At 62.2% G+C, this 19,064-nt stretch carries 20 protein-coding genes; 12 read left to right on the forward strand and 8 right to left on the reverse strand.

Annotated elements, in window-relative coordinates; all coding sequences use genetic code 11:
* Positions 1-160: 160 nt before the first annotated feature.
* The 6 genes from ccoG (at position 161) to hemN (ending at position 7,099) form a co-directional block, all read left to right on the forward strand.
* Entirely contained in the window at positions 161-1,576 is a 1,416-nt protein-coding gene (gene ccoG / locus PspR76_RS22530) for a cytochrome c oxidase accessory protein CcoG (protein ID WP_159958866.1), read from the forward strand.
* Between the two features lie 18 nt (positions 1,577-1,594).
* Entirely contained in the window at positions 1,595-2,134 is a 540-nt protein-coding gene (locus PspR76_RS22535) for a FixH family protein (RefSeq protein WP_159958868.1), read from the forward strand.
* A gap of 117 nt (positions 2,135-2,251) precedes the next feature.
* Positions 2,252-4,702 carry a heavy metal translocating P-type ATPase gene (locus tag PspR76_RS22540; RefSeq protein ID WP_159958870.1) on the forward strand — a complete coding sequence of 817 codons (2,451 nt, stop codon included), beginning with the start codon at positions 2,252-2,254 and terminating at the stop codon, positions 4,700-4,702.
* Between the two features lie 22 nt (positions 4,703-4,724).
* Positions 4,725-4,937 carry a cbb3-type cytochrome oxidase assembly protein CcoS gene (ccoS, locus tag PspR76_RS22545; RefSeq protein WP_017735332.1) on the forward strand — a complete coding sequence of 71 codons (213 nt, stop codon included), beginning with the start codon at positions 4,725-4,727 and terminating at the stop codon, positions 4,935-4,937.
* A complete protein-coding gene (locus PspR76_RS22550) occupies positions 4,930-5,613 on the forward strand; it encodes a sulfite exporter TauE/SafE family protein (protein ID WP_159958872.1) in 684 nt (227 codons plus the stop codon). Before ccoS ends, PspR76_RS22550 begins: the two co-directional genes overlap by 8 nt.
* A gap of 103 nt (positions 5,614-5,716) precedes the next feature.
* Positions 5,717-7,099 (forward strand): oxygen-independent coproporphyrinogen III oxidase, encoded by a 1,383-nt coding sequence (gene hemN, locus PspR76_RS22555; protein WP_159958874.1) that lies wholly within the window; start codon positions 5,717-5,719, stop codon positions 7,097-7,099.
* Between the two features lie 7 nt (positions 7,100-7,106).
* Here hemN and PspR76_RS31345 read toward each other — a convergent pair whose 3' ends face one another.
* Positions 7,107-7,337 carry a FlxA-like family protein gene (locus PspR76_RS31345; RefSeq protein WP_237235692.1) on the reverse strand — a complete coding sequence of 77 codons (231 nt, stop codon included), beginning with the start codon at positions 7,335-7,337 and terminating at the stop codon, positions 7,107-7,109.
* A 9-nt stretch (positions 7,338-7,346) separates the two neighbouring features.
* Positions 7,347-7,577, reverse strand: a complete 231-nt coding sequence (locus PspR76_RS31350; protein WP_237235693.1) for a hypothetical protein — start codon at positions 7,575-7,577, stop codon at positions 7,347-7,349.
* Positions 7,578-7,730: 153 nt separating this feature from the next.
* On the opposite strand from PspR76_RS31350, the gene fnr reads away from it, so the two are divergent.
* Both fnr and PspR76_RS22570 read left to right on the forward strand, forming a co-directional pair.
* Complete coding sequence (fnr, locus tag PspR76_RS22565) at positions 7,731-8,465, forward strand: fumarate/nitrate reduction transcriptional regulator Fnr (protein WP_106576340.1); 735 nt, start codon at positions 7,731-7,733, stop codon at positions 8,463-8,465.
* Positions 8,466-8,545: 80 nt separating this feature from the next.
* Positions 8,546-9,094, forward strand: a complete 549-nt coding sequence (locus tag PspR76_RS22570; RefSeq protein WP_124363896.1) for an adenine phosphoribosyltransferase — start codon at positions 8,546-8,548, stop codon at positions 9,092-9,094.
* 127 nt (positions 9,095-9,221) lie between these two features.
* On the opposite strand, the gene PspR76_RS22575 is transcribed toward PspR76_RS22570, so the two are convergent.
* The 5 genes from PspR76_RS22575 to dnaX all read right to left on the reverse strand — a co-directional run bounded on the left by PspR76_RS22575 (position 9,222) and on the right by dnaX (position 14,890).
* The gene (locus PspR76_RS22575; protein ID WP_159958876.1) at positions 9,222-10,370 is read right to left on the reverse strand and encodes an acyl-CoA dehydrogenase family protein; all 1,149 of its coding nucleotides are present in this window, start codon (positions 10,368-10,370) and stop codon (positions 9,222-9,224) included.
* A 186-nt stretch (positions 10,371-10,556) separates the two neighbouring features.
* Positions 10,557-11,159 carry a recombination mediator RecR gene (gene recR, locus PspR76_RS22580; protein ID WP_083357364.1) on the reverse strand — a complete coding sequence of 201 codons (603 nt, stop codon included), beginning with the start codon at positions 11,157-11,159 and terminating at the stop codon, positions 10,557-10,559.
* 66 nt (positions 11,160-11,225) lie between these two features.
* Positions 11,226-12,260 (reverse strand): NADP-dependent oxidoreductase, encoded by a 1,035-nt coding sequence (locus PspR76_RS22585; protein WP_159958878.1) that lies wholly within the window; start codon positions 12,258-12,260, stop codon positions 11,226-11,228.
* 188 nt (positions 12,261-12,448) lie between these two features.
* Complete coding sequence (locus tag PspR76_RS22590; RefSeq protein ID WP_003175481.1) at positions 12,449-12,787, reverse strand: YbaB/EbfC family nucleoid-associated protein; 339 nt, start codon at positions 12,785-12,787, stop codon at positions 12,449-12,451.
* Between the two features lie 42 nt (positions 12,788-12,829).
* On the reverse strand, positions 12,830-14,890 hold the full coding sequence (gene dnaX / locus PspR76_RS22595) for a DNA polymerase III subunit gamma/tau (protein ID WP_159958880.1): 2,061 nt from the start codon (positions 14,888-14,890) through the stop codon (positions 12,830-12,832).
* A 133-nt stretch (positions 14,891-15,023) separates the two neighbouring features.
* On the opposite strand from dnaX, the gene PspR76_RS22600 reads away from it, so the two are divergent.
* Positions 15,024-15,791, forward strand: coding sequence for a substrate-binding periplasmic protein (locus tag PspR76_RS22600; protein ID WP_159958882.1), 768 nt, complete (start codon positions 15,024-15,026; stop codon positions 15,789-15,791).
* Positions 15,792-15,845: 54 nt separating this feature from the next.
* The gene (locus PspR76_RS22605; RefSeq protein ID WP_159958884.1) at positions 15,846-16,217 is read left to right on the forward strand and encodes a VOC family protein; all 372 of its coding nucleotides are present in this window, start codon (positions 15,846-15,848) and stop codon (positions 16,215-16,217) included.
* Here the strand turns inward: PspR76_RS22605 and PspR76_RS22610 are convergent.
* Entirely contained in the window at positions 16,131-17,090 is a 960-nt protein-coding gene (locus PspR76_RS22610; RefSeq protein WP_159958886.1) for a DMT family transporter, read from the reverse strand. The two genes, PspR76_RS22605 and PspR76_RS22610, sit on opposite strands and share 87 nt — an antisense overlap.
* A 102-nt stretch (positions 17,091-17,192) precedes the next feature.
* Here PspR76_RS22610 and PspR76_RS22615 point away from each other — a divergent pair, with 102 nt between their 5' ends.
* Both PspR76_RS22615 and PspR76_RS22620 read left to right on the forward strand, forming a co-directional pair.
* Complete coding sequence (locus PspR76_RS22615) at positions 17,193-18,056, forward strand: LysR family transcriptional regulator (protein WP_159958888.1); 864 nt, start codon at positions 17,193-17,195, stop codon at positions 18,054-18,056.
* A gap of 60 nt (positions 18,057-18,116) precedes the next feature.
* A complete protein-coding gene (locus tag PspR76_RS22620) occupies positions 18,117-19,019 on the forward strand; it encodes a DUF2167 domain-containing protein (protein ID WP_159958890.1) in 903 nt (300 codons plus the stop codon).
* The last annotated feature ends 45 nt before the right edge of the window (positions 19,020-19,064 follow it).

The raw sequence follows: 19,064 nt of genomic DNA on the forward strand, positions 1-19,064 counted from the left end.
AGATCACGTACACCATCAATTGATTCCCCCCAACGCGACCAAAGGTCGCACCCGTTCAGCCGTACCAGGGGCGTATCATTACGCCACTGCAAGAGCCTATTTTTGACCCCGGTTGGCACGTACTGGCCGAGGCAAATCTCCACCGCCGTGGGATGCAATGATGAGCAACCAAATACCGGTACATGACGTTACCCCGCCTGCCCAAAACGCCAGTCAATCCGTCGACCTCTATGCGTCGCGCGAGAAAATCTACACCCGCGCCTTCACCGGCCTGTTCCGCAATTTGCGCATGCTCGGCGGCGCCGGTTTGTTCCTGCTCTACTTCGGTACGGTGTGGCTGAACTGGGGTGGTCACCAGGCGGTGTGGTGGAACTTGCCGGAGCGTAAATTTTTTATTTTTGGCGCGACCTTCTGGCCGCAGGATTTCATCCTGCTCTCGGGCATTCTCATTGTTGCCGCCTTTGGCCTGTTCTTTATCACCGTGTACGCCGGGCGCGTGTGGTGTGGCTATACCTGCCCGCAAAGCGTGTGGACGTGGATTTTCATGTGGTGTGAAAAGGTCACCGAAGGCGACCGCAACCAGCGCATCAAGCTCGACAAAGCGCCGATGGGCGCCAACAAATTCCTGCGCAAATTCAGCAAGCACACGCTGTGGCTGTTGATCGGGTTTGTCACCGGCATGACCTTCGTCGGCTACTTCTCGCCGATCCGCGAACTGGTGTTCGACTTCTTCACCGGCCAGGCCGATGGCTGGTCGTATTTCTGGGTCGGGTTCTTCACCCTCGCCACCTATGGCAATGCCGGCTGGCTGCGTGAACAGGTGTGCATCTACATGTGCCCGTATGCGCGCTTCCAAAGCGTGATGTTCGACAAGGACACCTTGATCGTCTCCTACGACCCACGCCGTGGCGAAGTGCGTGGCCCGCGCAAAAAAGGTGTCGACTACAAGGCCCAGGGCCTGGGCGATTGCATCGATTGCACGATGTGCGTGCAGGTGTGCCCCACCGGTATCGACATCCGCGATGGCCTACAAATCGAGTGCATCGGCTGCGCGGCGTGCATCGACGCCTGCGACAACATCATGGACAAAATGGAGTACCCACGCGGCCTGATCAGCTACACCACCGAACATAACCTGTCGGGGCAAAAGACCCACAAGCTGCGCCCGCGCCTGATAGGTTACGCGCTGGTGTTACTGGCGATGATCAGCCTGTTGGTCGGCGCATTTTTCATGCGTTCGCTGGTCGGTTTCGACGTCAGCAAAGACCGTGTGCTGTTCCGCGAAAACGCCGAAGGCCGCATCGAAAACGTCTACAGCCTGAAGATCATGAACAAGGACCAGCGCGACCACACCTACGTGCTCGACGCCTCGGGCCTGCCGGACCTCAAGCTGCAAGGCCGGCGCGAAATCAAAGTCGCTGCGGGGGATATCGTCAGCATGCCGGTGGAGCTGTCCAGCGCCCCTGAGCAACTGCCGTCGAGCACCAACGAAGTGAAATTCATCCTCCGGGATGCCGATGACGACAGTGTCAACATTGAAGCCAAGAGCCGATTCATCGGCCCACAAGTCCGTTAATAATCAGAGAGCAAAACAATGCCCGTAGCCACTGCCGCAAGCCCTTGGTACAAGCACCTCTGGCCCTGGATCATCATCGGGATCCTGACCTGCTCGGTGACCTTGACCTTGTCCATGGTGACCATTGCGGTGAAGAACCCGGACAATTTGGTCAACGACAACTACTACGAAGCCGGCAAAGGTATCAACCGCTCCCTCGACCGCGAACTGCTGGCCCAGACCCTGCAACTGCGCGCCACCGTGCACCTGGACGAACTGACCGGTGAAGTCGACGTGCACCTGACCGGCAACAGCAACCCGACCACCCTGGAACTGAACCTGATTTCGCCGACCCAGCCGGAGAAGGATCGCAAGATCAACCTGGCGCGCAGCGACAGTGAACCGGGCCGCTACCTCGGCCAGGTCACCGACAAGGTCGAAGGCCGGCGCTTCGTGGAATTGCTCGGCGTGGAGGGCGACAGGACCTGGCGCCTGTTCGAAGAAGAACAGGTCAGCCACGACAAAGACTTGCTGCTGGGCGATGAGCCGTTGCAGGGTGCTGAAGACCTGAAGAAGTAAAAAACCTGCGCTTCGCGCATCGCGGGCAAGCCCAGCTCCCACAGGAAAATACATTCCTGGTGTGGGAGCCGGGCTTGCCCGCGATGAGGCCCTCCCAGCCAGCTAAGATCTAAACCCATGACCACCCCAACCCCCTGCTACCACTGCGCCCTGCCCGTCCCGCCCGGCAACCGGTTCACCGCCGTGATCCTCGGCGAGCGCCGCGAGCTGTGCTGCCCGGGCTGCCAGGCGGTGGCCGAAGCCATCGTGGCCGGCGGGCTGGAAAGCTATTACCAGCACCGCAGCGAAGCCTCGGCCAACCCCGAGGCGCTGCCGGTGCAACTGGTCGACGAACTGGCGCTGTACGACCGCGCCGACGTGCAAAAACCCTTTGTGCGCCATGACGGCGAACTCGCCGAAACCACCCTATTGATGGAAGGCATCAGCTGCGCGGCCTGTGGCTGGCTGATCGAAAAACACCTGCGCAGCCTGCCCGCCGTGGCCGAGGCGCGGCTGAACCTGTCCAACCACCGCCTGCAGGTGCGCTGGGCCGACGGGCAATTGCCGCTGAGCCAGCTGCTCAGCGAGCTGCGCCACATCGGCTACGCCGCCCACCCCTACCAGGCGGACCGCGCCGCCGAGCAACTGGCCGGCGAAAATCGTCTGGCCCTGCGCCAACTCGGTGTGGCGGGGTTGTTGTGGTTCCAGGCGATGATGGCAACGATGGCCACCTGGCCGGAATTCAATATCGACCTGAGCCCGGAGCTGCACGTGATCCTGCGCTGGGTGGCGATGTTTCTGACCACACCGATTGTGTTCTACAGCTGCGCGCCCTTCTTCAAAGGTGCCTTGCGCGATTTGCGCACGCGCCACCTGACCATGGACGTCTCAGTGTCCCTGGCGATTGGCGGTGCTTATTTGGCCGGTATCTGGACGGCCATCACCGGCGTCGGCGAGTTGTATTTCGATGCGGTGGGCATGTTCGCGCTGTTCCTGCTGGCCGGGCGCTATATGGAGCGACGTGCGCGGGAACGCACAGCTGCCGCCACCGCGCAGTTGGTCAACCTGCTACCTGCCTCGTGCCTGCGCCTCAAAGAGGATGGCCAGAGCGAACGCATCCTGCTCAGTGAACTGGCCGTGGGTGACCGCGTATCCGTGCATCCCGGCGCGGTGCTGCCGGCCGACGGGGTGATTCTCGACGGCCAGTCGAGCATCGACGAATCCCTGCTCACCGGCGAATACCTGCCGCAGCCTCGCCACGTGGGCGACGCGGTCACCGCCGGCACACTGAATGTCGAAGGTGCGCTGACCGTCGAGGTCCGCGCGCTGGGCCATGACACGCGCCTGTCCGCCATCGTGCGCCTGCTGGAACGCGCCCAGGCGGAAAAACCGCGCCTGGCGCAAATCGCCGACCGCGCGGCGCAATGGTTCCTGTTGTGTTCGCTGATCGCGGCGGCGTTGATCGGCTTGCTGTGGTGGGAGCTGGACCCGTCGCGGGCGTTCTGGATTGTGCTGGCCATGCTCGTCGCGACCTGCCCATGCGCGTTGTCCCTGGCCACACCCACCGCCCTCACCGCCGCCACCGGCACACTGCACAAACTCGGGCTATTACTGACCCGTGGCCATGTGCTGGAAGGCTTGAACCAGATCGACACGGTGATTTTCGACAAGACCGGCACCTTGACCGAAGGCCGACTAGCACTGCGTGCGATCCGCCCGTTGGGCAGGCTGAACAGCGATGAATGCCTGAGCCTCGCCGCCGCCCTGGAAAACCGTTCCGAACACCCCATTGCGCGGGCCTTTGGGCGTGCACCGCGGGCCGCCGATGAAGTCTTGAGCTTCCCCGGCCTGGGCCTTGAAGGCCGTGTGGGCGAGCATCAATTGCGCATCGGCCAGCCGGGGTTTGCCTGCGAGCTGAGTGGCTGCCCGATCCCCGCTTCGCCGGACGAAGCCGGGCAATGGCTGCTGCTCGGCGACCGCGACGGCGCACTCGCCTGGTTCGTGCTGGATGACCGCCTGCGCAGCGACGCACCCGCCTTGCTGGCGGCGTGCAAGGCGCGGGGCTGGCGCACATTGCTGCTGTCCGGCGACAGCTCGCCGATGGTGGCCAGTGTCGCTGTCGAGCTGGGCATCGACGAAGCCCACGGCGGCCTGCGCCCCGACGACAAACTGCAAGTGCTGCAACAACTGCACAAGGAAGGCCGCAAGGTGCTGATGCTCGGCGACGGCGTCAACGATGTGCCGGTGCTCGCCGCTGCCGATATCAGCGTGGCGATGGGCTCGGCCACCGACCTGGCAAAAACCAGTGCCGACGCCGTGCTGCTGTCCAACCGCCTCAACGCGCTGGTGCAGGCGTTTACGCTGGCGCGGCGCACGCGGCGGGTGATCATCGAAAACCTGCTATGGGCCGGGCTGTACAATGGCCTTATGCTGCCGTTTGCCGCCCTCGGTTGGATCACGCCCATCTGGGCGGCGATCGGCATGTCCCTCAGTTCGTTGACCGTGGTGCTCAACGCCTTGCGCCTGACTCGCCAACCAAGCGCGCCGGCTGACAGCGCCACTTTAGTAACCCGCCCGTTGCCGGCTTGAGCCGCGCGGGCATGGAGTACAGATGCCAGCTCTCTACGTGATGATTCCAGCGGCGCTGCTGTTAGTCGGCGTGGCCATTTACATCTTCTTCTGGGCGGTGGACAGCGGCCAGTACGACGACCTCGACGGCCCGGCCCACAGCGTGCTGTTCGACGATCAGGACCCGAACCACCTGGCCGCCGTCGACGAAGCCAACGGCCCCGAGCAACCGCCCAAAGACCCGCCCCATGCTTGAACTGGCGCCCCTGCTGGTCTCGGCACTGATCCTCGGCCTGCTGGGCGGCGGCCATTGCCTGGGCATGTGCGGCGGGCTGATGGGCGCACTGACCCTGGCGATTCCCAAAGAGCAACGCAGCCGCCGCTTTCGCCTGCTGCTGGCGTACAACCTGGGGCGCATTCTCAGCTATGCCACCGCAGGGTTACTGATCGGCCTGGCCGGCTGGGCCGTGGCCAACAGCCCGGCGGCGATGTTCATGCGCGTGCTCGCCGGTTTGCTGCTGATCAGCATGGGCCTGTACCTGGCCGGTTGGTGGAGCGGCCTCACCCGTATCGAAAGCCTCGGGCGCGGCCTGTGGCGCTATATACAGCCTGTCGCCAACCGTTTGTTGCCGGTGTCCAGCCTGCCGCGTGCGTTGCTGCTGGGCGCGCTGTGGGGCTGGTTGCCGTGCGGGTTGGTCTACAGCACGTTGCTGTGGGCGGCGAGCCAGGGCAATGCGGCAGACAGTGCAGTGCTGATGCTGGCGTTTGGGCTCGGAACCTGGCCGGTGTTGCTGGCGACGGGCCTGGCGGCTGAACGGGTGACGGCGATATTGCGCAAACGCAGCGTGCGCGTGGCCGGCGGGCTTCTGGTGATTCTGTTCGGCATTTGGACATTGCCAGGCCCGCACCAGCACTGGTTGATGGGCCATTAAAAGGCCATGTGGCATAGCGCCGCTCCCCGTTGATGCAAATCAAGATGCCATCGCAGCCCTGCCCCTAGACTCGGCCCACTAGCCAATCCGGGGGACCGCCCGCATGCTCGACGCCATTCGTTGGGACACAGATCTGATTCACCGCTACGACTTGGCGGGGCCGCGCTACACGTCCTACCCCACCGCCGTACAATTCGACAGCCAGGTCGGCACCTTCGACCTGCTCCACGCCCTGCGCGACAGCCGCAAGGCCGCACGGCCACTGTCGCTGTATGTGCACGTGCCGTTCTGCGCGAACATTTGCTACTACTGCGCCTGCAACAAAGTCATCACCAAAGACCGTGGCCGCGCCCAGGCTTATTTGCAACGCCTGGAACAGGAAATCCAACTGGTGGCCTGCCACCTCGACCCGAAACAGCCGGTGGAGCAGCTGCACTTCGGCGGCGGCACGCCGACCTTTCTCAGCCACGACGAGCTGCGCCAGGTGATGACGCGCCTGCGCCAGCACTTCAATTTGCTGGAGGATGATTCCGGCGACTACGGCATCGAGATCGACCCGCGCGAAGCCGACTGGGCGACCATGGGCCTGCTGCGCGAACTGGGCTTCAACCGTGTGAGCATCGGTGTGCAAGACCTCGACCCCGAGGTGCAACGCGCGGTCAACCGCCTGCAAAGCCTGGAAGAAACCCGCGCGGTGATCGACGCGGCGCGCACCCTGCAATTTCGCTCGATCAATATCGACCTGATCTACGGCCTGCCCAAGCAGACGCCGATCAACTTCGCACGCACCGTGGAGGAAGTGATCAGCCTGCAACCGGATCGCCTGTCGGTGTTCAACTACGCGCACCTGCCGGAGCGCTTCATGCCGCAGCGGCGGATCAACACCGACGAGTTACCTTCGCCGGCGGAAAAACTGCTGATGCTGCAAACCACCATCGAGCAATTGACCCGCGCCGGCTATCGCTACATCGGCATGGACCACTTTGCCCTGCCGGATGATGAACTGGCCATCGCCCAGGAAGAAGGCACGTTGCAACGCAATTTCCAAGGCTACACCACCCACGGGCATTGCGATTTGATTGGGTTGGGGGTGTCGGCGATCAGCCAGATCGGCGACCTGTATTGCCAGAACAGCAGCGACCTCAATCACTACCAGAACGCCCTGGCCGGCGCGCAACTGGCCACCAGCCGTGGCCTGGTGTGCACCACGGATGATCGGTTACGGCGCGAAGTGATTCAGCAGTTGATCTGCACCTTCAGCCTGGGCTTCGAGCAGATCGAACAGGCTTTCAATATCGATTTTCGCGGCTATTTCGACGAGCTATGGCCACAGCTGGAGACGATGGCCGCAGACGGCTTGATCGAGCTGAATGCGCAGGGCATCCACGTGTTGCCCGCCGGGCGCCTGCTGGTGCGCTCGGTGTGCATGGTGTTCGATGCCTACCTGGAGCACCAGAACAGGCAACGGTTCTCGCGGGTGATCTAAGCCTGAATTATTTCGACAGCAGCTTCATGGCTTCCATTTGAGCCTCAGGCGGCTCGTCTTTGAGCGATTTGGCCAGTTGTGCCTGGGCCGTCATCAAACCGGCCTGAATGTTAGCGATATCGCCCTGTAAGCCCGCGACCTTGGCTTGGCGTGCTTCGGGGCTCATGGTGGTGTCATTCATGGCCGCCGACAGCTGCGCCATTTTCTCGGCAAGCTGTTTTCTCAGTTCGCGGATCATTTTCAGCAACTACTTGATGTTGTCTTTCAGATTGCTGTCGTCGATGTCCTTGTTGGGGTTGCTACCGGTCTGGGAGGCTTTGAGCCCGGCACCGGATATCGTCACCACCACGCCTTCACCGGGTGTGGGTGGCGGGGCAGGTTTGTCATCGACTTTTTTGCCCGCGAGCGCATCTGCGGCCGTCAGCACCTGGGGTGCCTTGGTAGTAATGACTGGGTTATTGACTGGGATTACCGACATGACCTGAGCTCCAGCTCATAGGGATTCACCTTTGTATCGGCATCGATACATAAACCTTTATCCATGTGCGGCTTTTTTGTACACGCTGGCCTCATCCACCCTCGGTGCGTTACCCTTACGTCTTATGTGTGTTTTCCCACAAGGATTTAAGAAATGTCCGAGCCAGTTAAACTGCGCGCTCACAGCCAGGCTCACTGCAAGGATTGCAGCCTGGCTCCCCTCTGCCTGCCACTTTCGTTGAATTTGGAAGACATGGAAGCGCTGGACGAAATCGTTAAACGCGGTCGCCCGCTGAAAAAAGGCGAGTTTCTGTTTCGCCAGGGCGACAAATTCGATTCCGTCTATGCAGTACGTTCAGGCGCGTTGAAGACGTTCAGCCTGAGCGACAGCGGCGAAGAGCAGATCACCGGTTTCCACCTGCCCAGCGAGCTGGTCGGGTTGTCCGGCATGGACACCGAGATTCACCCGGTGTCGGCCCAGGCGCTGGAGACCACGTCGGTGTGCGAAATTCCCTTCGAACGCCTGGATGAACTGGCCCTGCAATTGCCGCAACTGCGTCGCCAATTGATGCGGGTCATGAGTCGCGAAATTCGTGACGACCAACAGATGATGCTGCTGCTGTCGAAGAAAACCGCCGACGAGCGCATCGCCACGTTCCTGGTCAACCTGTCGGCGCGCTTCCGTGCCCGTGGGTTCTCGGCCAACCAGTTCCGCCTGAGCATGTCGCGCAATGAAATCGGCAACTACTTGGGCCTGGCAGTGGAAACCGTGTCCCGCGTGTTCACGCGTTTCCAGCAGAACGAGTTGATTGCCGCCGAAGGCAAGGAAGTGCATATCCTCGACCCGATCCAGCTGTGCGCACTGGCCGGGGGTTCGCTGGAGGGCTGATTCAGCCGCTGCGGCCGCGCCAATCGGTGAGGCCGCAGGTATACTTCGAGTCCGTTTTCAACCCTCAGGACTCTTCGACGATGACCTTCGATTCGTTCGACATCAAATCCCTGATCCGCCCCGTCATCGACTTCCCCAAGCCTGGGGTGATCTTTCGTGACATCACGCCGCTGTTCCAATCGCCCCGCGCCCTTCGCCTGGTCGCCGACAGCTTTGCCCAGCGCTATGTCGAAGCCGACTTCAGCCACATCGGCGCGATGGATGCGCGGGGCTTTTTGATCGGCTCGATCATCGCCTATCAACTGAACAAACCGCTGATCCTGTTCCGCAAGCAGGGCAAGCTGCCGGCTGACGTGCTGGCCGAGGGTTACCAGACTGAATACGGCGAAGCCTTCCTCGAAGTGCACGCCGACAGCCTGTGTGAAGGCGACTCGGTATTGATGTTCGATGACCTGATCGCCACGGGCGGCACCTTGATCGCAGCGGCGAATTTGGTACGACGCATGGGCGCGAAGATCTTCGAAGCGGCGGCGATTATCGACCTGCCGGAACTGGGGGGTTCGCAGCGCCTGGAAGACATGGGCATTCCGACGTTTTGCCTGACGCAGTTTGCGTTGACTGAGCGGTAATACCTCAGGTTGAGATGTGTGTTGCCTGGGCCGACCTCTTCGCGAGCAAGCCCGCTCCCACATTTGGAATGCATTTCAAATGTGGGAGCGGGCTTGCTCGCGAAGAGGCCCTCAGGAACAGCAGAGATCACAAGCCCATCTGCTTACTGATGATTTCATTCATCACCTCGCGCGTGCCGCCGCCAATCGACAGGATGCGGTTATCGCGATACAGCCGCTCCACCAGATTGCCACGCATGTAACCTTGGCCGCCAAGGATCTGCACCGCGTCATAAGTCACACGGTCCGCCGTGTCGGTGGCGAGGTTCTTGGCCATGGAAATCTCCTTGATCACACTCTTGCCGGCCGCCATCTTCGCCGCCTGGCGATAGGTGAATTCGCGCGAGACTTCCACCGCCGTGGCCATTTCCGCCAGCCGATGCTTGAGTACCTGGAATTTGCCGATGGGTTTGCCGAAAGCCTCGCGCTGGCCGGCCCATTTCAGGCTTTCCTCGAGTGCAAGCTGCGCAGTCATGTTGGCCATCAATGCCAAGGCCAGGCGCTCGCTCTGGAAGTTGCCCATGATGCAGGCAAAGCCCATGTTCTCGACGCCGATCAGGTTGCCCACCGGCACGCGGCAATCGTCGAAGAACAACTCAGCCGTGTCCGACGTCCACCAGCCCATTTTCTTCAGCGGCTGACCGACGGTGAAACCGGGCGTGTGTTTTTCGATAAGCAATAAACTGATACCGCCAAATCCCGGCTCGCCCGTGCGCACGGCGACGGTATAGAAGTCGGCACGGATGCCACTGGTGATAAAGGTTTTGCTGCCGCTTACGCGGTAATGGTCGCCGTCACGAATCGCGCGGGTTTGCAGGTTGGCCACATCGGAGCCGCCACCGGGTTCGGTGACGGCCAGCGCGATGATCTTCTCGCCGGCCAACACCTGAGGCGCGACGCGCTCACGCACCTCGCGCCGCGCCCATTTAACGACCGGCGGCAAGCCGATATCCAGCGAACCCAAGCCCGCCACCACCCCACCGGAACCGCAGCGCATCAACTCTTCGCTGGCAGCAACCTTGGCAAACAGATCGCCTTCATGGCTGCCGCCCAAGGCTTCGGGATAACCGATGCCGAGGATCCCCGCCGCGCCGGCCTTGAGGTACAGCTCGCGGGGAAAGCTCTGCGCTTCCTCCCATTGCTCGATGCCCGGCAACATCTCGCGCTCGACAAAACGGCGCACGCTGTCGCGGACCAATTGGTGGCTGGGGTCGAAGTAGTCCTGATAGGCAGACATCGGCAAGCTCCAGGTGAGGTGGAGCGAACTTACCAAGCGCTTGCTTGGTTTTCAAGACGCGGGAGTAACACAAAACACTGTGGGAGCTGGCTTGCCTGCGATAGCGAAGTGTCAGGCGATATAAAGTCCCCTGATCCACCGCCATCGCAGGCAAGCCAGCTCCCACATTTTGTCCTGCGGTGTGGCTTAGAGCGCGATCGGCTTACGACCCGCAAACGAATGCGCCAACGTGCCGCCGTCCACCAGCTCCAGCTCGCCTCCCAGCGGTACGCCATGGGCGATGCGCGAGGTGATCAAGCCTTTGTTGGTCAGCAACTGGGCGATGTAATGCGCGGTTGCTTCACCTTCCACGGTCGGGTTGGTCGCCAGAATCACTTCGGTGAAAGTGCCCTGCTCTTCAATGCGCGCCACCAACTGCGGAATGCCGATGGCTTCCGGCCCCAGGCCATCGAGCGGCGACAGGTGCCCCTTGAGCACAAAGTAGCGCCCGCGATAGCCGGTTTGCTCCACCGCGTACACGTCCATCGGCCCTTCCACCACGCACAGCAACGTGTCGTCGCGACGCGGGTCGGCGCATTGCGGGCAGAGGTCTTCTTCGGTGAGGGTGCGGCACTGTCGGCAATGGCCCACGCCGGTCATGGCCTGGCTCAAGGCCTGGGCCAACCGGGTGCCGCCGCTGCGATCACGCTCCAGCAGTTGCAGCGCCATACGCTGGGCGGTTTTCTGACCCACGCCCGGCAAGGTGCGCAGCGCGTCGATCAGTTGGCGAATCAGGGGGCTGAAGCTCATGAGCGAATGGTCCGACAAAACAACGAGACGCGGTTTATACCCGCGCCTCGGATTAGCGTCAAATGGTCAATCCTGCGCGACCCGCACCACCAACTTGCCGAAGTTGCGCCCCTCGAGCAAACCGATAAAGGCTTCGGGCGCCTGTTCCAGGCCCTCGACCACGTCTTCGCGGAACTTGATCTTGCCGTCACGCACCCAGGGCGCCATGGCGCTGAGGAATTCGGGCTGGCGATCGCCATAGTCGTCGAACACAATAAAGCCCTGGATGCGCACGCGCTTGGTCAGCAAGGTGCGTTGCAACGCCGGCAGACGGTCAGGCCCGCTGGGAGCTTCATGGGCGTTGTAGCCGGCGATCAACCCGCACAGCGGAATGCGGGCCTTGGGGTTGAGCAAGGGCACCACGGCGTCGAAGACCTTGCCGCCGACGTTCTCGAAATAGATGTCCACGCCCTTGTCGCACGCCTGCGCCAATTCGTTGGCAAAGTCCGCGCCCTTATGGTCGATGCAGGCATCAAAGCCCAATTCGTCCACCACGTAGCGGCACTTGTCCGCCCCCCCTGCGATCCCGATGACGCGCAAGCCCTTGAGCTTGGCCACCTGCCCCACCACCGAACCGACCGCGCCGGACGCCGCTGCCACGACCAGGGTTTCCCCCTCCTTCGGCTGGCCGATGTCCATCAGCCCCATATAGGCGGTCATGCCCGGCATGCCCAGCACACCCAGGGCCATCGACGGGCTGGCCAGCCCTTTTGGCACCGGGATCAGGTTGCGACCATCAGAAATGCTGTGGCTCTGCCAGCCGGTGGAACCGACGACCAAATCGCCCACTTCGAATTTCGGATTACGCGACTGCTCGACACGGCTGACAGCGCCACCGGTCATCACCTCGTCGATTTCAACCGGTGCTGCGTAGGACGGCGCGTCGCTCATACGGCCACGCATATAGGGGTCGAGGGACAGGTACAGCGTTTTCAGCAGCACTTGGCCGTCTGCCAGGTCCGGCAAGTTCACACGTTCCAGGCGGAAGTTTTCCGGGGTTGGCGCGCCCTGCGGGCGTGAAACCAGGACAATGCGCTGGTTCAGGATAGGTTCTTGAGACATGAGGGGCTCCTTTGTCGAATTCATCGGTATAGGGTGCAGACCATGACAAAGCGCTTGGGGTTCGATGTTTCGTCTGTGGCACCGACTCGTCTGCATCGCAGGCAAGCCAGCGCCCACCCTGACTCCATCACGGCAAAAAAAATGCCAGGCACAAGGCCTGGCATTTGAGTCTAGCCAAGGCTAGCGGATCAGAACGGCAGCTTCATGCCCGGTGGCAGTTGCATGCCGGCGGTTACACCGCCCATCTTTTCCTGGCTGTTGGCTTCGATCTTGCGCACGGCGTCGTTGACGGCCGCGGCGAACAAGGCTTCGAGCATTTCCAGGTCATCTTCGCCAACACCTGGCAAGACGCTTGGGTCGATGCTCACGCGCTTGATGTCGTGACGACCGGTCATCACCACGCTGACCATATCGCCACCGGCTTTACCGGTGACTTCGGCGTTGGCCAGTTCTTCCTGCATCTTGGCCATTTTTTCCTGCATCTGCTGCGCCTGCTTCATCAGGCCGGCCATGCCACCTTTCATCATGGGAATCACCTCAAAGTACGTGGATCAATTAGTAGCCCGGTGTTATGACGCTTGGGGCACCGGGGCGTCGACAGGTTCAATAGTATCGTGGCGCACGACGGCGCCGAACTGTTGCATCATTTGCTGGATGAGCGGATCTGCGTGGATCGAGCTTTCTGCGTCACGCTGGCGGTTCAGGCGCCGACGAGTGGCGGCCTGGGCCGGGGTTTCCTGCTCGGGCTTGATCAACTCGATGGCGATGGTCAGCGTGCGCTCATGGTACTGGTTCAGCGCATCGTTGAGCCGGCGTTGCTGGGTCGCGTTGAACAAGGCGCTGTGGGCCGGGTCCAGGTGCAACAGCCAGTGGTCGCCCTCGATAGAAATCAGCGTGCAGTTGGCGGCGATGCTGCCGGTCATGCCGGAGATCGGCAACTTCGGAAACAATTCCAGCCATTGCAATGCCAACCCGGTGGCCGGAGCCGCAGCAGGCTCCGCTTCGGGCTCGGGTGCCGGCTCGGCGGTGTGTTCGCTGGCCAGCTCGTCCAGGTAGCTGTAGGCCGAATCCATGTCCGGCTCGATATAGTCTTCGTCCAACGGCGGTTCGTCGTCGAGGTCGATGCCTGGCGTGGCGGCTTCGACCTGGGCAACGGTCGGCTCCGGCACCGGCGCTGAGACCCACTCGGGCGCGTCCGGCACCGCGCTGTCGGGCGTCGGCGTAGGCATCGGCGTCAGTTCAGGCTGCTCGCCACTGGTTTCCAGGACGGGCTCTACGGCAGGCTGCAGTTCGACTTCAGGCTCGGCGTCCACCGGGTCGTTCCAGGGCAGGTCGACCACCGGCGCGGGCGCAGGCGCAGGCTCGATCACCGGCTCAGGTTCAACCACCGGCGCTGCGACCACAGGCGCGGGGGCCGGGGTAACCGGCGCAGGCGCAGCCACTACTGGCGCGACGACGGCCGCGCCAGCCACTGGTTTGGCGGAATCAACTGTGGCCTGGCTGATCCCCACTGGCTTTAGCGGCTGTCTCGGCGCGTCTGCCGAGTCGGCGGGCCGGAAGGCCAGCATCCGCAGCAGGACCATCTCAAAGCCGCCGCGCGGGTCCGGTGCGAGGGGCAAGTCCCGGCGCCCGATCAGGCCCATCTGGTAGTAGAACTGCACATCTTCGGCCGGCAATGCCTGGGCCAGCGCCAACACGCGGTCGCGGTCGCCATGGCCGTTGTCGACGCCTTCAGGCAAGGCCTGGGCGATGGCAACGCGGTGCAATACGTTAAGGATTTCCGAGAGCACGCCGTTCCAGTCCGGGCCTTGCTCCGACAAGTGGCGCACGGCTTCGAGCAACGCCTTGGCATCGCCTTCGATCAGCGCGTGCAGCACATCAAACACCTGGCCGTGGTCGAGGGTGCCGAGCATGGCGCGCACGTCGGCGGCCATGACCTTGCCTTCACCAAAGGCGATGGCCTGGTCGGTGAGGCTCATGGCATCGCGCATCGAACCATCGGCAGCGCGGCCAAGCAGCCACAGGGCGTCGTCTTCGAACGGCACGTTCTCGACACCCAGCACATGGGTCAAATGCTCGACCACGCGCTCAGGGGTCATGTTCTTCAGGGAAAACTGCAGGCACCGCGACAAAATCGTTGCAGGAAGTTTCTGCGGATCGGTGGTGGCCAGGATGAATTTGACGTAGGGCGGCGGCTCTTCCAGGGTTTTCAACAAGGCGTTGAAGGAATGGCTGGACAGCATGTGCACTTCGTCGATCAGGTAGACCTTGAAGCGCCCACGGCTCGGCGCGTACTGCACGTTATCGAGCAGTTCGCGGGTGTCTTCGACCTTGGTGCGGCTCGCGGCGTCGATCTCGATCAGGTCGACGAAACGCCCTTCGTCGATTTCCTTGCACACCGAGCAGGTGCCGCAAGGCGTCGAGGTGATACCTGTTTCACAGTTCAGGCATTTGGCGATGATGCGCGCAATGGTGGTCTTGCCCACCCCGCGTGTACCGGTGAACAGGTAGGCGTGGTGCAGCCGTTGGCTGTCCAAGGCATTGATCAGAGCCTTGAGCACATGGGTCTGGCCGACCATTTCGCGGAACGAGCGCGGACGCCATTTACGTGCAAGAACCTGATAACTCATCGAAAACCGTCGCAACTGGGAAGCGGAAGCCGGTAATGCTAGCGGAGCAAGGGGGAAATTGCATCCGGCACGCTCGTCTAATCTGACTAAGCTCTGTGCAATGGCCCCGCAAAGGCCTGAAACCGGAGAGTGTATGCGCGTAGTCCTGGGCGCCTTATGGATGATTTCGCTTGCCAGCCTCGCGGCACCCGCGCCGTTGCGCTTCTCGGTTTCCGACAGCTGGGGCATGCCCATGGCCCAGCTGGAGGGCAACCGGCCCACCCAGGGCATTTTGTATGACTTGATGCTGAGCCTGGCCACCCAGGTCGGGCGCCCCGCCGAGTTCCACGTGCTGGCACGGGCGCGCATCGCCAATGCCATGGCGCACGGCGACATTGATGTGCGTTGCTATGTGGCCCAGGCCTGGGTCGACAACCTGTCCGGCGACTACATCTGGAGCGTGCCGCTGATGGTGCAGCGTAACGTGCTGGCCAGCACCCACACCGCGCCGCACACCGTGCAAGTGGGCACTCTGCCCGCCCAGTCGATCGGCACCGTACTCAATTACCGCTATGCGGCCCTCGAGCCACTGTTCGCCAATGGCCAACTGACCCGCGACGACTCACGCAGCGAAGAGTTGGTGCTGCTCAAGCTGGTGGCCGGGCGCTTTAAATATGCGGTCATCAACGAATGGATACTGGACCGCTTCAACCTGAACCAGCCACCCAACCAGCGCTTGCAGAAGGTCGCGATCATTGACGAGCAAAGCCTGGGCTGCATCGTACGCAACGACCCGAATGTGCCGGTGCAGCAAATCTTGCGCACGCTGCTGCGGATGAAGATGTCGGGGGAGATCAACGACATCATCAAGCTGTACACCGGTGAGGAGGCGCAAACCCTGCACACTCCTGACAAGAACTGACAGGACTGCCTTATAGACTGGGCCCACTTAACCGCACGCTCTCAAGGAGCCACCATGCACACCGTCGCCCATTATTTCCTGCTCTACGTCGACAGCCCGGCCACCAGCGCCAACTTCTATAGCCGCCTGCTGGACACGCCACCGGTGGAGCTGAACCCGACCTTTGCGCTGTTCATCCTCGACAACGGCGTGAAGCTGGGCTTGTGGTCGCGGCACACCGTGGAACCGGCGGCGCGCCTCACCGGCGGCGGTGGCGAGGTTGGATTTTCGTTGCCCGACCAGGCGGCCGTCGATGCCCTGCATGATCAGTGGTTCGCGCGCGGCGCCACGATCATCCAATCACCGACCACCCTCGACTTCGGCTACACCTTTGTTGCCGAGGACCTCGATGGCCACCGGCTGCGCGCCTTCAGCCTGAGCGACTGACCGCCAGCGCCCCTCCAGGCTGATCGCCGCCACGCTGGCCAGCACGATCACACCGCCCAGCATCACCTGCACGGCAATGTGCTCGCCCAGCAGCGTCGCCGCCAGCAACATGGCCACCGGCGGAATCAAGTACATCGCCAGCGACGCGCGGCTGACCTCGACATGTTTCAACACATAGGCCCAGGCGAGGTACGCCAAGGCGCTGGGGAAAATGCCGAGGATCAGCACCGCCAGGTTTTCCGCCAGCGGCGCCTGCCCGACGGCATCGGCCAGGCCTGGCAAGTTCACGCACAGCATCAAAGTGCCCGCCCACACCATGTAGCACGCCATCGTCAGCGGGCTGTAACGATGGGCGTAGTGTTTCTGGATCGCGAAATAAATGCTCCACGACACCGCCGCCACCAGGATCAGCAAACCGCGCGGGTCGATGTCGCCCACGCCATGATCGCCCCAGATCACCACCAGCACGCCGAGCAACCCCAGTAACACGCAACTCCAGCGCCAGGCACTGACGCGCTCCTTCAAGCAGAAAAACGCGATCAACACACTGAACAGCGGCGCCGACTGCGCCAGCACACTCGACGCCGCCGCCGTCACCCATTGCTGCCCGTAATTGAGGCTGGTGTGGTGCAGGAACACGCCGAAAAAACCCAGCACCAGCAGCCACGGCAGATCGCGCCAACGCGGCCGACCAATGCCCACCATCAGCGCCACGCCGCCCATGAATACCGACGCAATCAGAAAGCGCAGCAGCGCCAGCTGGCCGGGGCTGTAGCTGTGCAGCCCCATGTGCACGCCAATCGGCGAATAGGCCCAACAGAGGATGACGCCGGCGATGACTAGCGTAATCTTTACGGGTGACGGGGTATTCATCGACGGCGTCCGGCAACTGAGTAGGAATGCCGTCAGTCTTGGCCCAGGCAAGGCGCAGGACAATTAAGCGTTTCTGACTTCTGAAATCACTGGAACTGAGCAATGGAACTGGCCCAACTGAAAATGGTGCGAGCCGTGGCGCAAACCGGCAGCGTGGCCCAGGCCGCCCTGCAATTGCACTGCGTGCCGTCCAACATCACCACGCGTATCAAGCAGTTGGAAAGCGAGTTGGGCACGCCGCTGTTTATTCGTGCCGGGCGCGGGCTGGCGATCAGCGCCGCCGGTGAGATTTTCCTGGATTACTGCGAGCGCATCCTGGCGCTGGTCGACGAGTCCAAACGCGCAGTGGATGCCAATGCGATTCCCCGCGGCACCTTGCGCATCGGCGCCGTGGAGTCCAGCGCCAGCGGCCGTCTGCCGCCGCTGCTGGCGGAATATCACCGGCGCTATCCCGATGTCAGCCTAGAACTGGTCACCGGTGCCTGGGCCGAGCTGCTCGATGATCTGCAACACCATCGTCTCGACGTGGCACTGGTGGCGGCCGGAGGCAAACGCGCCAAGCTCGAACACAGCGTGGTCTACAGCGAACGCCTGGTGCTGATCGCAAGCGCCTCCAGCGCCCCGATCAACAGCGCCGAAGACCTGGCCGGGCGCACCTTGCTGGTGTGGCCACCCGGCTGCCCGTATCGCGCCGCGCTGGAAAACTGGGTCAAGCCCCACGACTTCAAGCCAAGCATCGCCAGCTATGCCAGCTGGGGCACGATCATCGGCTGTGTCAGCGCGGGCATTGGCGTGGCGTTGGCGCCGGAAGGCATTCTGGCCCGCTATGAGCAGGCCAATCAGCTGGCGTCTTACCGGTTTGAGGAACTGCAGGCGGTGGACAACCTGCTGTTCTGGCACAAGGACACCCAACGGCACCTGGCGCGGGATGCGTTTGCCGGGCTGCTGCGCGAGACTTTTGGCTAACTCGTTGGGCAAATTTCAGATATTCTCCCGCGAAATTAATTCAAAATGTAAGGGACTACCATGAATTACATCCGCGCATTGATGGCGGCGGCCGCCCTGAGCCTGTCTGCCGCACCCGCTTTTGCTGCACCCGCACCGGCTCCTGCTGAAGCCAGCGCCCCCGCCGAAACGGCCGAACACTTCCTCGCCTCACTCAAGCAGAAGACCGGCACGGTCACCCTGCCGAGCGGCATCGCCACGCTCAAGCTCAACGATGAGTTCTACTACCTCGACCCGTCGGACACCGAGCGCTTGCTGACCGATGGCTGGGGCAACCCTCCCGGCTTCAAGACCTTGGGCATGATCGTGCCGAAAGCGGTGAGCCCGCTGTCGCAAAGCGGCTGGGGTGTGATTGTCAGCTACAAGGCTGACGGGCATGTTTCCGACGAGGATGCGGCGAAAATCGACTATGCCGAACTGCTCAAGCAGATGCAGGAAGAAGACGAAGAAGACAACAAACAGCGCCAGAAACAAGGCTACGCCGGCCTGCACCTGCTGGGCTGGGCCGAGCCGCCGCACTACGACGACACCACCCACAAGATGTATTGGGCACGCGAACTCAAAGCCGACGACGCCCAGCAGACCACCCTCAACTACAGCATCCGTGTGCTGGGCCGTGAAGGCGTGCTGGAGCTCAACGCCGTCGCCGCCATGGCCGACCTCGCCACCATCAAGCAGGAAATGCCCAAGGTCCTGGCCTTCACCAACTTTACCGACGGCAACCTGTACACGGACTTCAACCCAAAGACCGACAAACTGGCCACTTACGGCCTGGCAGCCCTGGTCGCCGGCGGGATAGCCGCCAAGGCCGGGTTGTTTGCCAAGATCGGCATATTCCTGCTGGCAGCGAAGAAGTTTCTGGTGGTCGGTGTGGTGGCGCTGTTCGCCCTGATCCGCAAGTTGTTCAATCGCGATAAAGCCTGAACCCAGGCATAAAAAACGCCGCAGCGTGCATGACACGTTGCGGCG

Source organism: Pseudomonas sp. R76 (genome assembly GCF_009834565.1).
In the GTDB taxonomy this organism is placed as follows: Bacteria; Pseudomonadota; Gammaproteobacteria; order Pseudomonadales; family Pseudomonadaceae; genus Aquipseudomonas.

What these genes read in the sequence shown, in the direction of transcription:
- ccoG (WP_159958866.1), top strand. Translation starts at nt 161, where the DNA reads ATGAGCAACCAAATACCGGTACATGACGTTACCCCGCCTGCCCAAAAC.
- PspR76_RS22535 (WP_159958868.1), top strand. Translation starts at nt 1,595, where the DNA reads ATGCCCGTAGCCACTGCCGCAAGCCCTTGGTACAAGCACCTCTGGCCC.
- PspR76_RS22540 (WP_159958870.1), top strand. Translation starts at nt 2,252, where the DNA reads ATGACCACCCCAACCCCCTGCTACCACTGCGCCCTGCCCGTCCCGCCC.
- ccoS (WP_017735332.1), top strand. Translation starts at nt 4,725, where the DNA reads ATGCCAGCTCTCTACGTGATGATTCCAGCGGCGCTGCTGTTAGTCGGC.
- PspR76_RS22550 (WP_159958872.1), top strand. Translation starts at nt 4,930, where the DNA reads ATGCTTGAACTGGCGCCCCTGCTGGTCTCGGCACTGATCCTCGGCCTG.
- hemN (WP_159958874.1), top strand. Translation starts at nt 5,717, where the DNA reads ATGCTCGACGCCATTCGTTGGGACACAGATCTGATTCACCGCTACGAC.
- PspR76_RS31345 (WP_237235692.1), bottom strand. Translation starts at nt 7,337, where the DNA reads ATGATCCGCGAACTGAGAAAACAGCTTGCCGAGAAAATGGCGCAGCTG.
- PspR76_RS31350 (WP_237235693.1), bottom strand. Translation starts at nt 7,577, where the DNA reads ATGTCGGTAATCCCAGTCAATAACCCAGTCATTACTACCAAGGCACCC.
- fnr (WP_106576340.1), top strand. Translation starts at nt 7,731, where the DNA reads ATGTCCGAGCCAGTTAAACTGCGCGCTCACAGCCAGGCTCACTGCAAG.
- PspR76_RS22570 (WP_124363896.1), top strand. Translation starts at nt 8,546, where the DNA reads ATGACCTTCGATTCGTTCGACATCAAATCCCTGATCCGCCCCGTCATC.
- PspR76_RS22575 (WP_159958876.1), bottom strand. Translation starts at nt 10,370, where the DNA reads ATGTCTGCCTATCAGGACTACTTCGACCCCAGCCACCAATTGGTCCGC.
- recR (WP_083357364.1), bottom strand. Translation starts at nt 11,159, where the DNA reads ATGAGCTTCAGCCCCCTGATTCGCCAACTGATCGACGCGCTGCGCACC.
- PspR76_RS22585 (WP_159958878.1), bottom strand. Translation starts at nt 12,260, where the DNA reads ATGTCTCAAGAACCTATCCTGAACCAGCGCATTGTCCTGGTTTCACGC.
- PspR76_RS22590 (WP_003175481.1), bottom strand. Translation starts at nt 12,787, where the DNA reads ATGATGAAAGGTGGCATGGCCGGCCTGATGAAGCAGGCGCAGCAGATG.
- dnaX (WP_159958880.1), bottom strand. Translation starts at nt 14,890, where the DNA reads ATGAGTTATCAGGTTCTTGCACGTAAATGGCGTCCGCGCTCGTTCCGC.
- PspR76_RS22600 (WP_159958882.1), top strand. Translation starts at nt 15,024, where the DNA reads ATGCGCGTAGTCCTGGGCGCCTTATGGATGATTTCGCTTGCCAGCCTC.
- PspR76_RS22605 (WP_159958884.1), top strand. Translation starts at nt 15,846, where the DNA reads ATGCACACCGTCGCCCATTATTTCCTGCTCTACGTCGACAGCCCGGCC.
- PspR76_RS22610 (WP_159958886.1), bottom strand. Translation starts at nt 17,090, where the DNA reads ATGAATACCCCGTCACCCGTAAAGATTACGCTAGTCATCGCCGGCGTC.
- PspR76_RS22615 (WP_159958888.1), top strand. Translation starts at nt 17,193, where the DNA reads ATGGAACTGGCCCAACTGAAAATGGTGCGAGCCGTGGCGCAAACCGGC.
- PspR76_RS22620 (WP_159958890.1), top strand. Translation starts at nt 18,117, where the DNA reads ATGAATTACATCCGCGCATTGATGGCGGCGGCCGCCCTGAGCCTGTCT.